This is a genomic window from Amycolatopsis sp. NBC_00438 (assembly GCF_036026695.1).
Lineage (GTDB): Bacteria > Actinomycetota > Actinomycetes > Mycobacteriales > Pseudonocardiaceae > Amycolatopsis.
This window is the reverse complement of sequence record NZ_CP107923.1, coordinates 4,098,206-4,115,186: the sequence shown is the minus strand read 5'-3', so window position 1 is coordinate 4,115,186 and position 16,981 is coordinate 4,098,206. Positions and strand designations below refer to the sequence as shown.

Annotated in this window: 21 protein-coding genes; 14 read left to right on the top strand and 7 right to left on the bottom strand. The window is 72.3% G+C overall.

Annotation, left to right across the window (positions count from 1 at the left end; translation table 11 throughout):
- Window positions 1-16: 16 nt before the first annotated feature.
- Entirely contained in the window at window positions 17-922 is a 906-nt protein-coding gene (locus tag OG494_RS18140) for an aldo/keto reductase (protein WP_328457203.1), read from the bottom strand.
- 78 nt (window positions 923-1,000) lie between these two features.
- On the opposite strand from OG494_RS18140, the gene OG494_RS18135 reads away from it, so the two are divergent.
- The 4 genes from OG494_RS18135 (at window position 1,001) to OG494_RS18120 (ending at window position 2,849) form a co-directional block, all read left to right on the top strand.
- Window positions 1,001-1,582 carry a TetR/AcrR family transcriptional regulator gene (locus tag OG494_RS18135; RefSeq protein WP_328457201.1) on the top strand — a complete coding sequence of 194 codons (582 nt, stop codon included), beginning with the start codon at window positions 1,001-1,003 and terminating at the stop codon, window positions 1,580-1,582.
- A 104-nt stretch (window positions 1,583-1,686) separates the two neighbouring features.
- Entirely contained in the window at window positions 1,687-2,133 is a 447-nt protein-coding gene (locus tag OG494_RS18130) for a hypothetical protein (protein ID WP_328457199.1), read from the top strand.
- A complete protein-coding gene (locus OG494_RS18125) occupies window positions 2,127-2,264 on the top strand; it encodes a hypothetical protein (RefSeq protein WP_328457197.1) in 138 nt (45 codons plus the stop codon). Before OG494_RS18130 ends, OG494_RS18125 begins: the two co-directional genes overlap by 7 nt.
- Before the next feature lie 90 nt (window positions 2,265-2,354).
- Entirely contained in the window at window positions 2,355-2,849 is a 495-nt protein-coding gene (locus OG494_RS18120) for a polyketide cyclase (RefSeq protein WP_328457195.1), read from the top strand.
- 7 nt (window positions 2,850-2,856) lie between these two features.
- Here OG494_RS18120 and OG494_RS18115 read toward each other — a convergent pair whose 3' ends face one another.
- A complete protein-coding gene (locus OG494_RS18115) occupies window positions 2,857-3,729 on the bottom strand; it encodes a LysR family transcriptional regulator (RefSeq protein WP_328457193.1) in 873 nt (290 codons plus the stop codon).
- 94 nt (window positions 3,730-3,823) lie between these two features.
- Between OG494_RS18115 and OG494_RS18110 the strand changes: the two genes are divergently transcribed.
- Window positions 3,824-4,666 carry a TIGR03620 family F420-dependent LLM class oxidoreductase gene (locus OG494_RS18110; RefSeq protein ID WP_328457191.1) on the top strand — a complete coding sequence of 281 codons (843 nt, stop codon included), beginning with the start codon at window positions 3,824-3,826 and terminating at the stop codon, window positions 4,664-4,666.
- 24 nt (window positions 4,667-4,690) lie between these two features.
- Here OG494_RS18110 and OG494_RS18105 read toward each other — a convergent pair whose 3' ends face one another.
- On the bottom strand, window positions 4,691-5,092 hold the full coding sequence (locus tag OG494_RS18105) for an ATP-binding protein (protein ID WP_328457189.1): 402 nt from the start codon (window positions 5,090-5,092) through the stop codon (window positions 4,691-4,693).
- Window positions 5,093-5,389: 297 nt separating this feature from the next.
- Here OG494_RS18105 and OG494_RS18100 point away from each other — a divergent pair, with 297 nt between their 5' ends.
- The 6 genes from OG494_RS18100 (at window position 5,390) to OG494_RS18075 (ending at window position 11,664) form a co-directional block, all read left to right on the top strand.
- Window positions 5,390-5,680: a helix-turn-helix domain-containing protein gene (locus OG494_RS18100; RefSeq protein WP_328457187.1), complete on the top strand. Its 291-nt coding sequence runs from the start codon at window positions 5,390-5,392 to the stop codon at window positions 5,678-5,680.
- Between the two features lie 261 nt (window positions 5,681-5,941).
- The gene (locus tag OG494_RS18095; RefSeq protein WP_328457185.1) at window positions 5,942-6,883 is read left to right on the top strand and encodes an ABC transporter permease; all 942 of its coding nucleotides are present in this window, start codon (window positions 5,942-5,944) and stop codon (window positions 6,881-6,883) included.
- A complete protein-coding gene (locus tag OG494_RS18090) occupies window positions 6,883-7,878 on the top strand; it encodes an ABC transporter permease (protein ID WP_328457183.1) in 996 nt (331 codons plus the stop codon). The genes OG494_RS18095 and OG494_RS18090 overlap by 1 nt, the downstream gene beginning before the upstream one ends.
- A gap of 10 nt (window positions 7,879-7,888) precedes the next feature.
- Entirely contained in the window at window positions 7,889-9,571 is a 1,683-nt protein-coding gene (locus OG494_RS18085) for an ABC transporter substrate-binding protein (RefSeq protein WP_328457181.1), read from the top strand.
- The gene (locus OG494_RS18080) at window positions 9,568-11,277 is read left to right on the top strand and encodes an ABC transporter ATP-binding protein (protein WP_328457179.1); all 1,710 of its coding nucleotides are present in this window, start codon (window positions 9,568-9,570) and stop codon (window positions 11,275-11,277) included. The genes OG494_RS18085 and OG494_RS18080 overlap by 4 nt, the downstream gene beginning before the upstream one ends.
- A 93-nt stretch (window positions 11,278-11,370) precedes the next feature.
- Window positions 11,371-11,664: a 2-oxoglutarate and iron-dependent oxygenase domain-containing protein gene (locus tag OG494_RS18075; protein ID WP_328458965.1), complete on the top strand. Its 294-nt coding sequence runs from the start codon at window positions 11,371-11,373 to the stop codon at window positions 11,662-11,664.
- A gap of 124 nt (window positions 11,665-11,788) precedes the next feature.
- Here OG494_RS18075 and OG494_RS18070 read toward each other — a convergent pair whose 3' ends face one another.
- The 4 genes from OG494_RS18070 to OG494_RS18055 all read right to left on the bottom strand — a co-directional run bounded on the left by OG494_RS18070 (window position 11,789) and on the right by OG494_RS18055 (window position 14,124).
- The gene (locus tag OG494_RS18070) at window positions 11,789-12,337 is read right to left on the bottom strand and encodes a YceI family protein (RefSeq protein WP_328457177.1); all 549 of its coding nucleotides are present in this window, start codon (window positions 12,335-12,337) and stop codon (window positions 11,789-11,791) included.
- A 128-nt stretch (window positions 12,338-12,465) separates the two neighbouring features.
- Window positions 12,466-12,669, bottom strand: a complete 204-nt coding sequence (locus OG494_RS18065) for a helix-turn-helix domain-containing protein (RefSeq protein WP_328458964.1) — start codon at window positions 12,667-12,669, stop codon at window positions 12,466-12,468.
- 29 nt (window positions 12,670-12,698) lie between these two features.
- A complete protein-coding gene (locus OG494_RS18060; RefSeq protein ID WP_328457175.1) occupies window positions 12,699-12,959 on the bottom strand; it encodes a hypothetical protein in 261 nt (86 codons plus the stop codon).
- A 178-nt stretch (window positions 12,960-13,137) separates the two neighbouring features.
- A complete protein-coding gene (locus OG494_RS18055) occupies window positions 13,138-14,124 on the bottom strand; it encodes an AI-2E family transporter (RefSeq protein ID WP_442874431.1) in 987 nt (328 codons plus the stop codon).
- Here OG494_RS18055 and OG494_RS18050 point away from each other — a divergent pair.
- The 3 genes from OG494_RS18050 (at window position 14,123) to OG494_RS18040 (ending at window position 16,976) form a co-directional block, all read left to right on the top strand.
- Complete coding sequence (locus tag OG494_RS18050) at window positions 14,123-14,857, top strand: iron-containing redox enzyme family protein (protein WP_442874430.1); 735 nt, start codon at window positions 14,123-14,125, stop codon at window positions 14,855-14,857. The genes OG494_RS18055 and OG494_RS18050 overlap by 2 nt on opposite strands.
- 193 nt (window positions 14,858-15,050) lie before the next feature.
- Window positions 15,051-16,208 (top strand): carboxylate-amine ligase, encoded by a 1,158-nt coding sequence (locus OG494_RS18045; protein WP_328457169.1) that lies wholly within the window; start codon window positions 15,051-15,053, stop codon window positions 16,206-16,208.
- Between the two features lie 264 nt (window positions 16,209-16,472).
- A complete protein-coding gene (locus OG494_RS18040) occupies window positions 16,473-16,976 on the top strand; it encodes an STAS domain-containing protein (protein ID WP_328457166.1) in 504 nt (167 codons plus the stop codon).
- Window positions 16,977-16,981 lie beyond the last annotated feature (5 nt).

Here is a 16,981-nt window from a genome sequence, read left to right as displayed (position 1 = left end):
CGGACGTACCGACGGCTCAGCCGAGCGCCATGTCCTGGGAGCGCGACGGGACGGCGTCGAGCGTGGCGAGCGTCGCGTCGTCGAACACGATCGAGCCGGCGGCGACGTTTTCTTCGAGGTGTCCCACGGTCGCGGTGCCCGGGATGAGGTGGGTGTTCGGCGCGTGGTGCAGCAGCCAGGCCAGCCCGACCTGCGAGGGCGTGGCGCCGAGGGACTCCGCGACGGTGTGCACGGCCGGCTCGTCGGTCACCTTCGGCAGGCCGGGGAACGCGCCGCCGAGCGGGAAGAACGGCACCCAGGCGATGTCCTCCGCGACGCAGAGCTCCAGCAGGTCCTCGTCCTCGCGGCTCACGAGGCTGTAGGCGTTCTGCACGCAGGCGATGCCCGCCGGCAGCGCCCGGCGCAGGATCTCCAGGGTCACGCTGCTGAGCCCGATCGCGCCGATCTTGCCTTCGTCGCGCATCGCCGTCATGACCTCGAGCTGGTCGTCGAGGTCGACCAGCTGGTCACCTTCGGCCTTCAGGCCGGGCCGGGTGTCCAGGCGGCGCAGGTTCACGACGCCGATCTGCTCGGTGCCGAGCGTCCTGAGATTGTCCTCGACGCTCGCGCGCAGCTCGTGGGGACGCTGCGCGGGGCGGAGCGGGATCGGCCCGCCCGGGTTGGGGTCGGCGCCGACCTTGCTGACGACCAGCACGTCGTCCCCGGGCCGGAGCGCGTCGCGGATGACGCCGTTGACGAAGGTGTTGCCGTAGAACTCGGCCGTGTCGAGGTGGTTCACGCCGAGGTCGAGCGCGTGACGCAGGAGGGCGAGGGCCGCGTCGCGGTCGTCGTGCAGGCGTTCGAGCTGCATCGCCCCGTACCCGACACGCGAGACGGTGCGGCCGGCGAGCGGGGCGGTGGTTTCGATGGGGGGCATGGTCATCCCGTCAGTCGTGCGATGATGAAGAAGCGGAGGAACCTCCGCTAAGTCGACCGTAGCACAACCGGAGGTGCCTCCGCTTTGTCGTCACCCGATCCGTCCGCCGCCGACCGCCCGGTCCGCTCCGACGCGCGCCGCAACCGCGAGAAACTCGTCGCGGTCGCCCAGGCCGCCTTCGCCACCGCCGACGGAACGGTCGCGCTCGAAGCGATCGCCCGCGAGGCCGGCGTCGGGATCGGCACGCTCTACCGGCACTTCCCGACCCGCGAGGCCCTGGTCGAAGCCGTCTACGCCGCCGAACTCGACGAAGTCGCCACCAGCGCCCCGGCTCTGCTGGAGAAACTCCCCCCGCAGGCCGCACTGCGCGCCTGGCTGGACCGCTACGCGGCGTTCTTCCAGACCAAGCGGGGGATGGGCGATGTGTTCCGCGCGGGCGTGGCGTCGGGGCGCATCGCAACGCCGGCGACCCGCAAGCGCATCACGGGCGCGATCGGCGAGATCCTCACCGCGGGGGCGGTGGCCGGCGTGTTTCGGGCCGACACCGATCCCGAGGACGTCACGTTGATGGTGCTCGGGATCTTCCTGTCCACGGTGGAGGACCGCGACCCGGCGCGGATCGGGCGGCTGCTCGATCTGGTCGTCGACGCCCTGCGGCCGAAATAATTCTTTCGCGGCGATACCAAATGGGTTGCCGCGTAACGCTCTGCGGCAATTTCCCGACGTCGTATCCGACGAGACATCCCGGGAGTTCATTCGAAGGAGAACGCATGCCGCGCGCTTCGCTGCTGATCTCCTCGGCCTTCCTGCTGGCCATGGCGACAGCCTGTGCCTCTCCCGTCGCAAACCAACCTGCTCCGGTGGTGGCTTCGACCACGAGCGCCGTAACGACGGTTGCGCAGCCATCGGCAACCTCGGCTCCCAGCCCGGCCCAGAGCGCGCCTGCGTCAATAGCTCCGGTGGCGACCGCACCATCCAAGCCGAAACCCGCGCCCAAGCCGAAGTCCACGCCGAAAGCGCACAGCAAAGCAGCCTGTTTGAAAGACGAGAACCAGTGCTACGAGCCAGGCACGAACGTCAAGTGCCAGACCGGCGGCTGTGTCGATGCCGCACGCGGTTTGACGCAGCGCGACGTTGAATCAGCTCGACAGAAATGGTTGCGAGAAAACCCGGGCTGGTGTCCGGTGGGCACACAAGGTGCTGTGGCGCCGTGCTGACGCGGGAAGAGCGTGAGTTGGTAAGTGAAGCCGTTGGGATGCTCGGGATCTTCCTGTCTACGGTGGACCGCGCCCCGGCGCGGATCGGGCGGTTGCTCGATCTGGTCGTCGCCGCCTCGCGGCCGAAATAATTCCGCGGCGGGTGTCGGATCGGGCGCGGGCCGTTCGTAGTCACGGTGGGAGACCGGCACCGGCCGGTCGTGATGCACCGGAGGACCGCGATGAACGCCGTGAACCACGAACGCGTGAGCGCCACCTTGACGCTTGCCGAGTCCGCCGCGACGGTGTTCGCGGTGCTGGCCGACCCGGCGGCGCACGCCGCGATCGACGGCACCGGCTGGGTGCGGGAACCCGTCGAACCGGCGCCGTTGACCGAGGTGGGGCAGCTCTTCCGGATGGACATGCACCACGCCGGCCACCCGGACGGCGACTACCAGGTGGTCAACAAGGTCGCCGTCTTCGACGCGCCGCGTGCCATCGGCTGGCTCACCGGGTACGACACGGGCGACGGCGAGCCGGAGTTCGGCGGCTGGATCTGGCGCTACGACCTGGCGCCGCAGGGCCCGGCCGGAACCGAGGTCACGCTCACCTACGACTGGTCGGGCGTGCCGGGGTTCGTCCGCGAGCGCGGCATCGAGTTCCCGCCGTTCGGCCCCGGGCACCTGATCGGCTCGCTGCACCACCTCGCCGAGCTGACCCACCGCGTGGCGGCCTGACTCGCGGTCAGCTCGTCACGGCGTCGCGGAAGGCCTCGACGTGGGCGGCCGCGCACTCCGTCGGGAGGGTGCCGGGGATGACGACGCTGCCCGTGATCGTCATGGCCGGCTCGAGGGGGATCGCGGTCACCCGGGTCGAGCTGATCTCCGCGACCTGGCCGGCCGGGAGGACCGCCCAGCTCGCCGGGGCGGAACCCACCTCGACGATGGTGTCCTGGGTCGTGCCCACCGGGCGGCCGAGGCGGGGGCGCACCCCGGCTTCGTGCAGCGCGGCCGTGAGCGCGTCGTGCAGGGGTGGGTCGTGCTGCCGGGAGGGGAGCCGCAAGACGCTGTCGGCGAGTTCGGTGATGGCGACGACCGTGTGGTCCGCGACCGGGTGGTGCCGGGAGACCACCGCCAGCAGTGGTTCCGTCCAGGTCGGCAGGACCTTCAGCCCGGGCGCCGAGAGCACGCCGCGGGTCAGGGCCACGTCCAGTTCGCCTTGGCGCAGGGCGTTCAGGCGGGCGTCGAGCGGCAGGTCGACGAGCACGACGTCGAACGGCGAGCCCGCCTCGCGCAACGAGTCGATGCCGCGCTCCAGGCGGGTGGTGAAGCCGGCGGCCGTGCCGATGCGCATGGTGCCCGCCGACGTCTCGGCCGCCAGCCGGACCCGGTCGGCGGCCGCCAGGGTGGCTCGCGCCGCGTCGAGGGTGCGGCGTCCGGCCGCGGTGAGCTGCACGCGGCGCGGGGTGCGGTCGAACAGCCGGACGCCGAGTTCGCGTTCCAGCCGGGCGATCTGCTGGCTGACCGCGGGCTGGGCGATGTGCAGCCGCTCGGCGGCGCGGCCGAAGTGCAGTTCGTCCGCGACCGTGACGAAGTACCGCAACGCCCTCAGCTCCACCGGGTCCTCCTGCCTGCGACGATAAGATCAGCTTATCGCTGCGCGGGCGCCCTGGACCTGGTTCGCCACCGGGGCGCGGTGCTGGAGTCGTCCCATGAGTATCGATCTGGGTTTGCTCGGCGCCCACCTGCGCGACCACGAAGTCTCTCCGGACCGGGCCGCCGAACTCGAGGACGCCGGTTACGGCACGCTGTGGCTGGACGCGTCACCCCCGGCCGACCTGACGCAGGTGGAGCGGCTGCTCGACGCGACCACCCGGCTGGCCGTCGGGACGAGCGTGGTGAACGTCTGGACCGCCGACGCGGCGACCGTGGCCGCCTCCTACCACCGGATCGCCGCCCGCCACCCCGACCGGTTCCTGCTCGGTGTGGGGATCGGGCACCGCGAGGTCGACGCCGGATACGCGTCACCGTACGACAAACTCGCGTCCTATGTCGACACCTTGACCGCGGCCGGGGTGCCCGCCGACCGGGTGGTGCTGGCCGCGCTCGGGCCGAAGATGCTGCGGCTGGCCCGCGATCGCACCGCCGGGACCGTCCCGTGCATGATCACGACCGAGCACACACGGCGGGCCCGGGCGGTCCTCGGCGCGGGGAAACTGGTGCTGCCCGGGCACTTCGCGCTCCTGGACACCGACGTCGAACGCGCTCGCGCGACCGCCCGCTCCGCACCGCCGGGGACGGCCCTGGCGGTCACCAACTACGTCGCCAACCTCCGCCGGCTCGGCTTCACCGACGACGACTTCGCCGGTCACGGCAGTGATCGCCTGATCGACGCGCTCGTCCTGCACGGCAGTCCGGCCATGGTCGTCGCGGGCGTTCGCGCGCACCTGGACGCCGGCGCGGACCACGTCGGCATCTACCCCCTCGGCGACGACCCGATCGGCACGCTGCGCCGCGTCGCCGAGGCGGTGGCGGAGGCTCGCGTGGTCCGGTGAGGCGGGCAAGGGCCGCGAGCGGGATCAGCTCAGCGCGACCCGCGCCCACACGGTCTTGCGGCCGTCGCGGACCTGCTGTCCCCAGCGCGCGCTGACCGACTTGACCAGCTGCAGGCCCAGGCCGCCGTCGGGGATGGCCGGGCGGGGGCTTTCGTCGGTGACCTCGAGCAGCGCGTGCGTCTCGTCGACGGTCAGGCCGATCCGGCGGCGGCCGGCGCCGTGGATCAGCGCGTTCGAGGCGAGCTCGTCCAGCACGAGCAGGACGTCGCAGACGCGTTCGGGGTCGAGGCCGGGCAGCTGCCCCTCCAGCACGGCCCGCGTCCACTGGTGCGCCTGCGGCAGGTCGTCCCGGTCGGTCAGGCCCATGTCGCAGTGCACGGCCGCCTGGGCCGTCAGTCGGCTTTCGTACCTGTCGTCGGACGTCACCCGGGTCCCCCTCGTGATTCGGCAACGCCGGGAGGTACCCACTGCGCGGCCGGTTCAAGCACGCCGGTCCGTCCGGCGTGCCCGAACCGGTTTCCTCACGTCAGCAGCCAGCGGTACCCGCCTCGCCCCGGGGGCCGTGCCGGCGTGGCTCGCCGCCGGCCACCACGACCGGGCCGTCGCGGCCGTGGCCCGGTTCGGCCGGGGCCTGCGCGGCCACGACAACCCGCCGGCGGCCGCCGCGCTGCTGTGGACTCGGGCCCTCTTGGCCGACCACGCGGACGACCCGGCGGCCCGGCTTTGGACACGTTCACCCGCCTCGGCGCGGCGTGGGACGCCACCCGCGTCCGCGGCCGCCTGCGCGCGGCCTCGGTCCCGCCGGACCGCCACCGGGGCCGCCCGGCCTACCACGACGGTCTTTCCCCGCGGGAGCACGAGATCGCCGAGCTGGCGGCGGGCGGCCTGACGAACCGGGCGATCGCGGAGACACTGCACCTGTCCCAGCGGACGGTGGAGCACCACGTGGCCCGGGCGATGCAGAAGACGGGAGTGCGGTCCCGGCGGGCGTTGCTCGGCGAGGCACAGACTTAAGCCGTGCCCGTGTCGGCCGTTGCCGGGCGTTCGGTGGTTCACGAACGGCCGACACGGCGACCGGAACGGCCAACACGGCGCGATGCGCGGCTGACAACGTCCGCGTGGTGGACAGAAAAACGGTCATCGACCCCCAAGTCGCCAGGAAACCACCGCAAGTGCGGGTTACTTCCCGTCCAGATCGTGAGACAGTGGGGCGATCACCGCGAACTTCCTTAAGGTCCCTGATCGTCACTCGATCGGCTGAATCTTGAAGGTGCTGTGGCCAACCCTCCGCCGACACCGACCACCGGTGTCCCGCCCGTCGCGGCGCGCTCGTTGCCGTCCGCGGTGTGGCGTGCCGTCCGCTCCGGGTGGTGGACGTCCACCTGCGCGGTTCTGATCGTCCTCATCGTGCTGCTCGCCGCCGCGGCCGACCTGTTCGTGCTGGCCGAAGGGCAGAGCCTGAACCCGGACATCGCCACCCTCGGGCCGACCGGGCTGCCCGCCGGGACGCTCGGCGGCGTGAGCGCCGCGCACTGGTTCGGGGTCGAGCCGCTGACCGGCGTCGACCTCTTCGCGCTCGCCGCGCACGGCGCCCGGACGTCACTGCTCGTCGGGCTCGGCGCCACCGTGCTGGCCACCGCGCTCGGCGTCGTGATCGGCGTCAGCGCCGGGTACCTCGGCGGCTGGTGGGACCGGCTGGTCACCTGGACCGCCGACGTCATCCTCGGCTTCCCGTACCTGATCTTCATGATCGCGCTCGGCGCGGTGCTGCCGGTCGACTTCCCGCGGCAGTTCACGCTGGTCGTCGTCCTCGGGCTCTTCGGCTGGCCGCGGGTCGCGCGCATCGTCCGGTCCCAGGCCCTCACCCTCGGCAAGCGCGACTTCGTCGCCGCGGCGCGGGTGATGGGCGGCGGGCCGTGGCACGTCTTCACCAAGGAACTGCTGCCCAACCTGTGGGCGCCGATCATCGTCGTGGCCAGCCTGTCCATCCCGTCGATGATCGGCAGTGAGGCCGCGCTGTCGTTCCTCGGGGTCGGCGTGCTGCCGCCGACCCCGAGCTGGGGCCGCACGATCAGCACGGCCATCGACTTCTTCGAGACGGACCCGATGTACCTCGTTTTCCCCGGCCTGCTGCTGTTCCTCATCACGCTGGCGTTCAACGTCGTCGGCGACGCCATCCGCGACGCGCTCGACCCGCGGTCCGGGGGTGCGGCCTGATGCGCACCGCCCGCTTCGTCGCGACCCGGTTCGCCGGGATGCTGCTGGTCCTGTTCGTCGTTGCCTTCGTGACGTTCGTGGTCTTCTACGTCCTGCCCGCCGACCCGGCCCGGATGGCCTGCGGCCGCCCGTGCTCGCCGGAGAGCCTCGCGATGGCGCGGGAGTTCATGGGCTACAACAGCCCCTGGTACCAGCAGTTCTTCGACTTCCTCGGCGGCATCTTCGGCGGCCGCACGTTCGGCACCGGCGTCTCCGCGATCCACTGCACCGCCCCGTGTTTCGGCTACGACTTCCAGAACAGCGTCGACGTCCTCAGCGAGATCGGCGGCCGGATCGGGGTCAGCTTCTCGGTGGCGCTGGGCGCGGCCGTGATCTGGATCGTCCTCGGCGTCGGCCTCGGGGTGCTTTCGGCGCTGCGCCGCGGCTCCGCCGTCGACCGGATCACCATGGCCGCCGCGATGGCCGGGGTGTCCATGCCCGCCTACCTGGCCGGGATGATCGGCATCACGATCTTCGCGTTCGCCCTCGACGTCGTGCCGAAGAACGGGTACGTGCCGCTGACCGAGGATCCGGTGCAGTGGGCGTGGCACCTCGTGCTGCCGTGGCTGGTGCTCGCGTTCCTGCACGCCGCGATCTACGCCCGGCTGACCCGCGGGCAGATGCTGGAGACGCTCGGCGAGGACTACATCCGCACCGCGCGGGCGAAGGGCCTCACCGAGCGCAAGGTGGTGGGCCGGCACGCGCTGCGCAACGTCCTGCTGCCGGTGGTCACCGTGTTCGGCGTCGACCTCGGCGCGCTGCTGGCCGGCACCGTGATCACCGAGCGGATCTTCGGCATGGCCGGCGTCGGCCGGCTGCTGGTCGACGCGATCGCGTCGCTCAACCTCCCGGTGCTCCTCGGCGTGACCTTGTTTTCCGCGCTGCTGGTCACTTTCCTGAACTTCCTGGTCGATCTTTGTTATGGCGCGCTCGATCCGCGGGCCCGCCTTGTCTGAAGGGGAAACGATGAAACGGGGACACGTGCTGCGGCTCGCCGCGGGGGTGACCGCCACCGTCATGCTGTTGACGGCGTGCGGGGCCAACGACACGCCCGCCACCCAAGGCGGTTCCGTCAAGCCGGGCGGGGACCTGGTCCTGCTCAACGACGCGCCGTCGATCACCTGGGACCCGGCGAAGAGCTCCAACCTCGTCGTGACCACGCTCGGGCTGGTCCACCGGCGGCTGACGTCGTGGGACGTCGCGCCGGGCAAGGACACCACGGTCGTACCGGACCTGGCCACCGACACCGGGCGCCCCGGCGACGGCGGCAAGACGTGGACGTTCACCCTCAAGGACGGCCTGAAGTACAGCGACGGCACGCCGATCAAGTCCGAGGACGTCAAGTGGGGCCTGGAACGCTCGTTCGCGCCCGCGTTCTCCGGCGGCCTGTCCTACCACAAGGACCTGCTTTCCCCGGGGCTCGCCTACAAGGGACCGTTCGACGGCGGCAAGGAGCTCGACTCCATCCAGACGCCCGACGCCAAGACGATCGTCTTCCACCTCGCCCGCGCGTACGGCGACTGGAACTGGGTCGCCAGCACCCCGGCGTTCTCGCCGGTGCCGAAGGGCAAGGGCGCCGAGGCGAACTACGGTGACCACTCGATCGCGTCCGGCCCGTACCAGATCCAGACCTACGAGCGCGGCAAGTCCGCGAAGCTGGTCCGGAACCCGAACTGGGACCGCGCGACCGACCCGACGCGCAAGGCGAACGCCGACACCGTCGACTTCGAGCTCGGCCAGGACACCAGCGTCATCTCCAAGCGCCTGATCGACGACACCGGCAAGGACCGCAACGCCTTCGGCATGTCCTTCGCCTCGCCGGCCCAGCTGGCGCAGATCCAGGGCAGCCCGTCGGCCAAGGTCCGCCTCGTCACGTCGGAATCCGGGGCGCTGTCCTACCTTTCGCTCAACACCCAGCGCGGCAAGCTGGTGGACCCCAAGGTGCGCCAGGCGTTCCAGTACGCCGTCGACAAGGCCGCCTACCAGGTCGCCAGCGCGGGCAACGCCCAGCTCGCCGGCGACGTCGCCACGACGCTGATCACACCCGGCCTGCAGGGCCGCGAACAGTACGACCTCTACCCGGCACCGCCGTCCGGTGACCCGGCGAAGGCCAAGCAGCTGCTCGCGGACGCGGGCCTGCCCAACGGGCTCGACGGCCTGGTCCTGGCCACCCACAACGAAAACGGCTACCCGGAGAAGGCCGCGGCGATCCAGGCCTCGCTGGCGCGGGCCGGCATCAAGGTGACGATCAAGCCGCTCGACGAGGACACCTACACGTCCGAAGTGGACACCAAGGGCCTGTCGGACTACGACCTGACGCTCACCTCGTGGCAGCCGGACATCCCGTCGGCCAACGCGAACATCCAGCCGCTGTTCCAGTCGACCGAGATCGGCAACGGCGGGTACAACGAGTCGCGCTACAGCAACCCCGACGTCGACCGGCTGATCGCCGAGGCGCAGGCCACCATCGACCCGGCCGAGGCCGGCAAGAAGTGGGCGGCGCTGGACAAGAAGATCCTCGCCGACTCGCCGGTGGTCCCGTTGCTCTACAACCGCAACTCGTTCCTGCACGGGTCGAACGTCGGTGACGTCCAGATCGGCAAGTTCCCGGCCTACGTCGACTACCGCAAGTTCGGGATCGTCTCGTGACCGGAGCCGGGCTCCTCAGGCTGCACGACGTGGCGGTCTCCTTCGGGGACGTCGAAGCCGTCCGAGGGGTCGGCTACGAGGTCCGTGCGGGCGAAGTCGTCGCGGTGGTCGGGGAGTCCGGCTCGGGCAAGACGGTCACCGCGATGTCCCTGCTCGGCCTGCTCCCGCCCACGGCGAAGGTGTCCGGACGCGCGGAGCTGGCCGGGCGGGACCTCTACGCCATGGCGCCGGCCGAGCTGCGGGAGGTCCGCGGCGGCGACGTCGGCATGGTGTTCCAGGAGCCGATGAGCGCGCTCAACCCGGTGTTCACCATCGGCGACCAGCTCGTCGAAGCGATCCGCACGCACCAGGAACTGACGCCCGCGGCGGCCCGGGACCGCGCGATCGAGCTGTTCGGCCTGGTCGGGCTGCCCGCACCCCGCGAGCGGTTCCGCTCCTACCCGCACGAGCTGTCCGGCGGGCAGCTGCAGCGCGTCGTCATCGCCATGGCCGTGGCGAACGACCCGAAGCTGCTGATCGCCGACGAGCCGACCACGGCCCTGGACGTCACCGTCCAGGCCGAGATCCTCGAACTGCTGCGGGACCTGCGCTCGCGGCTCGGCACGGCGATCCTGCTCATCACGCACGACATGGGCGTGGTCGCCGACCTCGCCGACCGGGTCGTGGTGATGCACGACGGCGTCGTCGTCGAACAGGGCGACGTCCGGACGGTCTTCACCGCGCCCGCCGAGGCGTACACGCGGCAGCTGCTCGGCTCGGTCGTCTCGCTCAGCACCGCGGCGACGACCGGCCTCCAGCGGGCGCTGGCGGCCGACATCGAGGTCTCGCCGGGCCACGTCGCGGCCGCCGAACACCCGGCGATGGCGTCGGTGCCGGACGTCCCGGCGGAGAAACCGCTGCTGCGCGTGGAGGATCTCGCCGTCACCTACCGCGGCCGGTTCCGGGCGGTGGCGGTCCGCGCCGCGGAAGGCGTGAGCCTGCACGTCGAGCCGGGGGAGGTGCTCGGGCTGGTCGGGGAGTCCGGTTCGGGCAAGAGCACCGTCGCCCGCGCCGTCACCGGCCTGCTGGCGCCGACGGCGGGGTCGGTCCGCATCGGCGACGCCGACATCACCCGCGCGCGCGGGCGGGCCGCGAAAGCGCTGCGACGGCGCATCGGCGTCGTGTTCCAGGACCCGCTGTCCTCGCTCAACCCGCGCACGACGGTAGGGGAGAGCGTCGCGACGCCGTTGCGGCTGCACAAGGCGGTTCGTTCGTCCGAAGTGGACGGACGGGTGGCCGGGCTGCTGTCGGCGGTCCAGCTCTCGCCGACCCTGCGCACGCGCTACCCGCACGAGCTTTCGGGCGGCCAGCGGCAGCGCGCCTGCATCGCGCGGGCCCTGGCGCTGCGCCCGGACCTGCTGGTCGCCGACGAGCCGACGTCCGCCCTCGACGTCACCATCCAGGCCCGGATCCTGGACCTGCTGCGCGAGCTGCGGCACGAGTTCGGGTTCGCGTGCCTGTTCATCAGCCACGACCTCGCGGTGATCGAGCAGCTGGCCGACCGGGTCGCGGTGATGCACCGCGGCCACGTCGTCGAGCAGGGGCCGACCAAGGAGGTGCTGACCGCGCCCGCGCACGCGTACACGCGGCGGTTGCTGTCGGCGGCGCCGGTGGCCGATCCGGACGCGCAGCGCGTCCGGCGGGAAGCGTGGCGGCAGCTGCGTTAGGCGGCCCGCGATGGGGGAACGACCGTCCCGGCGGCCGAGGCGGCTTAGGCTGCCGGACGTGACGACGCTCGAGGACTCCGGGCGGCCGTCGCCCTGCCGCTGATCGACATCGCGCGCTTCCGCGACCCCGCCGCCGACCGCGCGGAGTTCCTGGCCGAGCTGCGACGAGCCGCGCACGAGGTGGGGTTCTTCTACGTGGTCGGCCACGGTGTGCCCGAACGGCTGACCACCGGGATTTTCGACGCGGCCAAGGAGTGGCGGGAAGCGCTTCCCGGACTCCGGGAGACCACCCTCGAGCGGCAGGCCGAGGCTCTGCGCGACGTAACGCTCGGCCCGGCGGTGCTGATCGCCCTGTGCATCACGTGGGGCACCCGGGCTGGTGGGTGACGGGCCTCGCGGTCCCGCCGGCGGTCCGCTGGGCGGAGCGCGACCTCGTCCGACTCGTGCCTCGGGTGGCGCGGACGGCCGCGAGCCGTCGTCCGGGAGGACGGCGGCTCGCGGGGCCGCCGGGTCAGGCCTGCTGCTGACCGGCTTCGATGTCCAGCTCGATGGTGATCTTGTCCGAGACGACCGCGCCCGGGATGGTGGGGCCGACCTCGAAGGCGGCGCGGCTGATCTCCGTCTTGGCCGACACGCCGAGCACCTTGCTGCCCGACGGGTGGTCGCCGAAGCCGCCGATCTCGGCCTTCAGTGTCACCGGCTTCGTCACGCCGTGCAGGGTGAGGTCGCCGTCGATGAAGAACTCGCCGTCGTCCTCGCGGACGCCGGTGGAGGTGAACGTCAGCGTCTGGTGCGTGTCGGCGTCGAGGAAGTCGGCGCTGCGGATGTGCCCGTCGCGCTGTTCGTTGTTCGTGTTGACGCCGGTGGCCTGGATGGTGGCGGTGACGGAGGACTTGTGGACGGTGTCGCCGGTGACGATGGTGCCTTCGACGGCGTCGAAGCGGCCGCGGACCTTGGAGACGCCGAGGTGGCGCACGGTGAAGGTGACGTTGGAGTGGACCGGGTCGATGTCCCAGGTGCCGCTGGTGTAGCCGGGGATCTCGGTGGTGGAGGTGGTCATGCGGTGCTCCTGGATTCGTGGGCGTCGTGGGCTCGGCGCGCCGGGTTTCGTAGCAAAACTAGCAAGAAAGTAGTTCAGAGTTCAATCAATCCTGTACCGTGAGACGCCCCGCGCGCGCCGGGCCCGATTCAGCCCAGCGTGACGAGCCCGCCTCCGTCGAAGCGGTAGCCGACGCCGCGGACCGTGGTGATGGGATCGAGGTGCGGTTGCAGCTTCGCGCGGAGCCGCCGGACGTGGACGTCGACGGTGCGGTCGCCGCCGCCGTCCGGGCGCGGCCAGAGCGCGGCCTTCAACGCGGCTCTGCTGAAAACCCGCTCCGGGTGCGCGCGCAGGAAGTGCAGCAGGTCGAACTCCAGCCGGGTCAGCGGGAGCGGCTCGCCCGCAGGATCGCCCGCCGGGCACCGCTTTCGATGTGCAGCAGCGGCCGCGGGACCAGCCGGAGCGAGTGCCCGGACGCGGGCGCCCGCCGGGCGGTGGTGACGTCGACCTCGGCGACGGCGCCGAGCGCGGTGGTCAACCGGGCGGCGAGGAGCGCGGTGTCGACCGCCCGGTCGGTGAGGTCGATCCGGATGTTCAGGTGGACGACCTCGGCGGCCGCGGGTCGTTCGGGCTGGCTCGTCATGCGGGGATTGTCGGGTCCGAAGGGCGGTGGAACCCAGTTCGCCCGGCAGGTGAAACCGGTTGACTCCCCGCCGCGGCCAGGGGCCAGGCCGACGACGTCCGCTGGACGCGGATCGACACGAGCGGGGGAGACAGCGAGACCGACGTGAAGGTCAGCTAAATACTGTGGTCCCCGAAACTCAGGCCTGGTCCAGGCGGGGGTAGAGCACTTCCCGCATGAGCAGCAGGAGCGCCGCGGCGACCGGGATCGCGACGAGCGCGCCGACAACCCCCAGCAGCGCGCCGCCCAGGATCACCGCGACCACCGTGACCAGGGCCGGGATCTTCACCGCGCCGCCGATGATGCGGGGCACCAGGAGGTAGTCCTCCACCAGCCGGTACACGACGAAGAAGGCGATCGTGGCGAGGCAGACCGGCAGGGACACCGTCAGGGCGACGAGGCTGACCAGCACGCCGCCGACGACGGAACCGACCACCGGGATCAGGTCGAGGATGGCGACGGTGATGGCCAGCAGCGCGGGGTAGGGGACGTCGAAGATCAGCAGCCAGACCAAGGTGAGCACGCCCGCGATGACCGAGATCGCCAGGTTGCCGAGGACGTAGCCGCCGACCTTGGTGAAGATCGCGTCCCCGATGAGGATGGCCCGCGGCCGCCGCGAGCGCGGCAGCAACCGGTACGCGCCGGCGCGGATGCGGGGCAGGTCCACGACGAAGTACACCGTCAGCACCACCAGGATCAGGATGTTCGTCAACGCGCTGAACACCGCCTGGCCGGCCCCCAGCAACCCGCTGGGCAGGGCCGACCCGCCGAGCAGGCTCTCGAGCTGCTGCTGCAGGTGGAACCGTTCGTTGAGCCGGCCGAGCAGTGTGCTGTGGTCCTGGGCGTCCCGCAGGTACGCCGGTGCCTTGCCGATGAACTGGCCGGCCTGCTCGACCACGACCGGGATCGCGGCGGTGAGGAACCCGCCGATGGCGAGCAGCGCGACGACGAACACCGTCGTGACGGCGAGCCAGCGTGGGAAGCGGTGCCGGGTCAGCCACGCGACGGCGGGTTCGAGGCCGATCGCGAGGAACAGGGCGAGGCCGACGAGGACCAGGACGTCCTGGAGACCGACGACGATCCGCACGAGCCCGTAGGTGACGGCGACACCGGCGGCCGCCGCCATGCCGATCAGGAACGGCGAGCGCCGGTTGAGCGGCTTTCCCCTGGCCCCCAACGGTTCCTCGAGAGTGCTGAGCTCGGCGGCGGTCGCTTCGTCGGCGGCGAAACCGTCGGGCGTCCGGGGATCTTCCAGCGGGATCTGGTCTTCGGGGGAGGGCAAGACAACCTCCTGGGTGTCCGCCGCTGAGGGCGGTGAACCGGCGCGACCCGCCGGAGGCTGTCGGCTCAACCGCGTCCCATCCAACCACGCCCGCACCCGGCCCGCGACGGTCGCACACCCGGGCCGGCGGCGGGTCGCCGCCGCCGACGGTCCACCGCCGGCGAAGTTCTTGCGACGCAAGGCGTCCGCCGCGCGTTCGGTGAGTTCGTCGTGCACCTGCCACGGCGCGGAGGCCGGCCGCGCAGCCGGGCCGTCCCGCGCCCCGAGCGGGCGGATGACGGCCGCGCCGGTCGGGATCCAGGCCGGCGGACACGGCGGCGGGCGCGGGGAAAGCACGCGTTCGGAGCTGTTCCGGACGACCTTGCGGTCACTAGGATCGGACGGCTACGGCCACTTCGCCGATGACGTGCCGGCCGTCACGTTGGCGGTGAGCACCCTGATGTCCCTGTTCGGGATGAACCGGCGCCGGCTCCGTGCCGCGCTCGGGCACCTCGCCGCGGAACACCCCGGGGAAACCCGGTTCGGGACCGCGGTGGCGGCCGGTTCCCGCACCCGCGCGCTCTCCGGTGCGGCGTGAGGCCGTCGTTCGCAGCCGCGCACCTTGCGCGTCCCGTCGCGGAACGGAATCCCGGCCGGTCGGCCGCACCGGCACGGGGCGACGTCGGTACCGCCGCGGACCGGCGGCGGCCCGTCTTCGCGCGGCGTCATGGTCGCCGGGGCGGGCTCGTGGTCCCTCGCCGGCGCGCCGGGGTCCGACCCGCGGGCGCCCGATGACCGCCCGGGACCCGGGGCCGGCGGCCGGCGTCACGGTCGGCGTCGAGGAGGAGTTCCTGTTCGTCGACGTGGGCTCACGGCGGCCCGTGCCGCGGGCGGGCGCGGTGCTCGCGCGGCTGGGTGCGGATGCCGGGATCAAGCCGGAGCTGTACGAGTCGCAGGTCGAAGCGGTGACCCCGGTGCTGACGAGCCTGGCCGGCGTGGCCCGCGAGCTGGTGACGAACCGCGCGTCGCTCGCGCGGGCAGCGGCGGCGGAGGGAGTGGCCGCGGTCGGCGTCGGCACCCCGGTCCTGGCCGGGCCGCGGCCCGAGCTGTCCGGCGGTGACCGGTACCGGCTCGTCGCCCGGACCTACCAGGGGTCGTTCGCCGACTACGAGGCCTGCGGCTGTCACGTCCACGTCGGCGTCCCCGGCGACGATCTCGCCGTCGCGGTGGTCGACCACCTCCGCCCGTGGCTGCCGACCTTGCTGGCGCTGTCGGCGAACTCGCCGTTCCACCACGGCCGCGACACCGGGTACGCGAGCTGGCGGACGATCGACCAGGCCCGGTTCCCCGGCGGCGGGATCCCGCCGCGCTTCGGCGACTTCGCGGGCTACCGGCGGTGCCTGGACCGGCTCGTCGACTGCGGCGTCCTGATCGACGAGCGCATGACGTTCTGGGCGGCCCGGCCGTCGCCGCGGTACCCGACGGTCGAGGTCCGGGTCGCCGACGTCGCGGCGTCGCCCGACGGGGCGCTGCTGCAGGCCGCCCTCGTCCGCGGGCTGGTCCGCGCCGCGCTCGACGACCTCGGCCGCGGGCGCGAAGCCCCCGACGTCGACGGCCAGCTCGCCGCCGGCGCGCTGTGGTCGGCCGCCCGCTACGGGATCCACGGCCACGGGATCGAGCTGACCGGCGGCCGGCGGGTGCCCGCCCGCGCGCTGCTGGCGGCCCTGGTCCGCCGGGTCCGCCCGGCGCTCGAGGACACCGGGGACGCGCCGCTGGTCGACGCGCTGCTCCCTCCGGTGCTGGCCGGTGGCGCCGCCCGGCAGCGCGCGACCGCCGCCACGGGTGGCCTCACCGCCGTCGTCGACGAGCTGGCGGGACTGCTGACGGAACCGATGGCGGGGGAACGGAGTGCGGAGCACGTACCGGTGCCGTGTGACCGCATGTCGTGAGCCCGGAAGTGTCCACAAAGGACAATGCGGCGGGTTGCCGCCGGGTGTCGCGCGCCGGGGAAAGAGTTCCTTCGCCTCCCGAACCGGGGACCTGTGACCCTGGGCCGCGCCGGGCCCGGCGCGCACGATGGACGAAGACGGCGCACCCGGCAGGCCGTCGAGACCGTCGGCGCCGGAGCGCCCAGTCCCCGCCTCGCGACGTCCCACCATCAACAGCGGCCGCGGTGCGAGCAAGGCGCGGCCGGCAGGTCAGGAGCTCCGATCGTGAAACTCACCGTCTTCGACTTCCCGCGCCCCCGCCGTCCGCTCCCGGAATCCGCGCCGGCGTCGCTCCCCCTCACCGGAAACCGTGTCGTGCACGCGAACTTCACCGCGTTCAACGGCTCCGAGCCGCCCACCCCGCGCTACCACGACCTGGCGATCACCGTGGAACGATCCGGGTGGACGCTGATCGTCACGGTGGACGGCGACGTCGACCTCAGCACCGCGCCCATGCTCCGGCACGCGCTCGAAGAGACGCTGGGCCGGACGCCGCGGCGGATCGTCGTGGACCTCTCCCGCGTCCGGTTCCTCAACACCGCGGGGCTGGAGGTGCTGCTCGACGCGCACCGCGCCGCCGGGCCGGACACCGAACTGCGGCTGGTGGCCACGACCCGCGCGACCTGGCGGCCGTTGCAGCTCACCAGGACGCACGAACGGCTGGTCATCCACGCGTCCCTGGCGGCGGCGATCGCGGCGCCGCGATCGCCGGCCGAAGGTGTGCGCTGAGCGGC

Coding starts and splice junctions, on each gene's coding strand:
- OG494_RS18140 (WP_328457203.1), bottom strand. CDS start 922: ATGACCATGCCCCCCATCGAAACCACCGCCCCGCTCGCCGGCCGCACC.
- OG494_RS18130 (WP_328457199.1), top strand. CDS start 1,687: ATGCCGCGCGCTTCGCTGCTGATCTCCTCGGCCTTCCTGCTGGCCATG.
- OG494_RS18120 (WP_328457195.1), top strand. CDS start 2,355: ATGAACGCCGTGAACCACGAACGCGTGAGCGCCACCTTGACGCTTGCC.
- OG494_RS18110 (WP_328457191.1), top strand. CDS start 3,824: ATGAGTATCGATCTGGGTTTGCTCGGCGCCCACCTGCGCGACCACGAA.
- OG494_RS18090 (WP_328457183.1), top strand. CDS start 6,883: ATGCGCACCGCCCGCTTCGTCGCGACCCGGTTCGCCGGGATGCTGCTG.
- OG494_RS18085 (WP_328457181.1), top strand. CDS start 7,889: ATGAAACGGGGACACGTGCTGCGGCTCGCCGCGGGGGTGACCGCCACC.
- OG494_RS18070 (WP_328457177.1), bottom strand. CDS start 12,337: ATGACCACCTCCACCACCGAGATCCCCGGCTACACCAGCGGCACCTGG.
- OG494_RS18060 (WP_328457175.1), bottom strand. CDS start 12,959: ATGACGAGCCAGCCCGAACGACCCGCGGCCGCCGAGGTCGTCCACCTG.
- OG494_RS18050 (WP_442874430.1), top strand. CDS start 14,123: ATGCCGATCAGGAACGGCGAGCGCCGGTTGAGCGGCTTTCCCCTGGCC.
- OG494_RS18055 (WP_442874431.1), bottom strand. CDS start 14,124: ATGGCGGCGGCCGCCGGTGTCGCCGTCACCTACGGGCTCGTGCGGATC.
- OG494_RS18045 (WP_328457169.1), top strand. CDS start 15,051: ATGACCGCCCGGGACCCGGGGCCGGCGGCCGGCGTCACGGTCGGCGTC.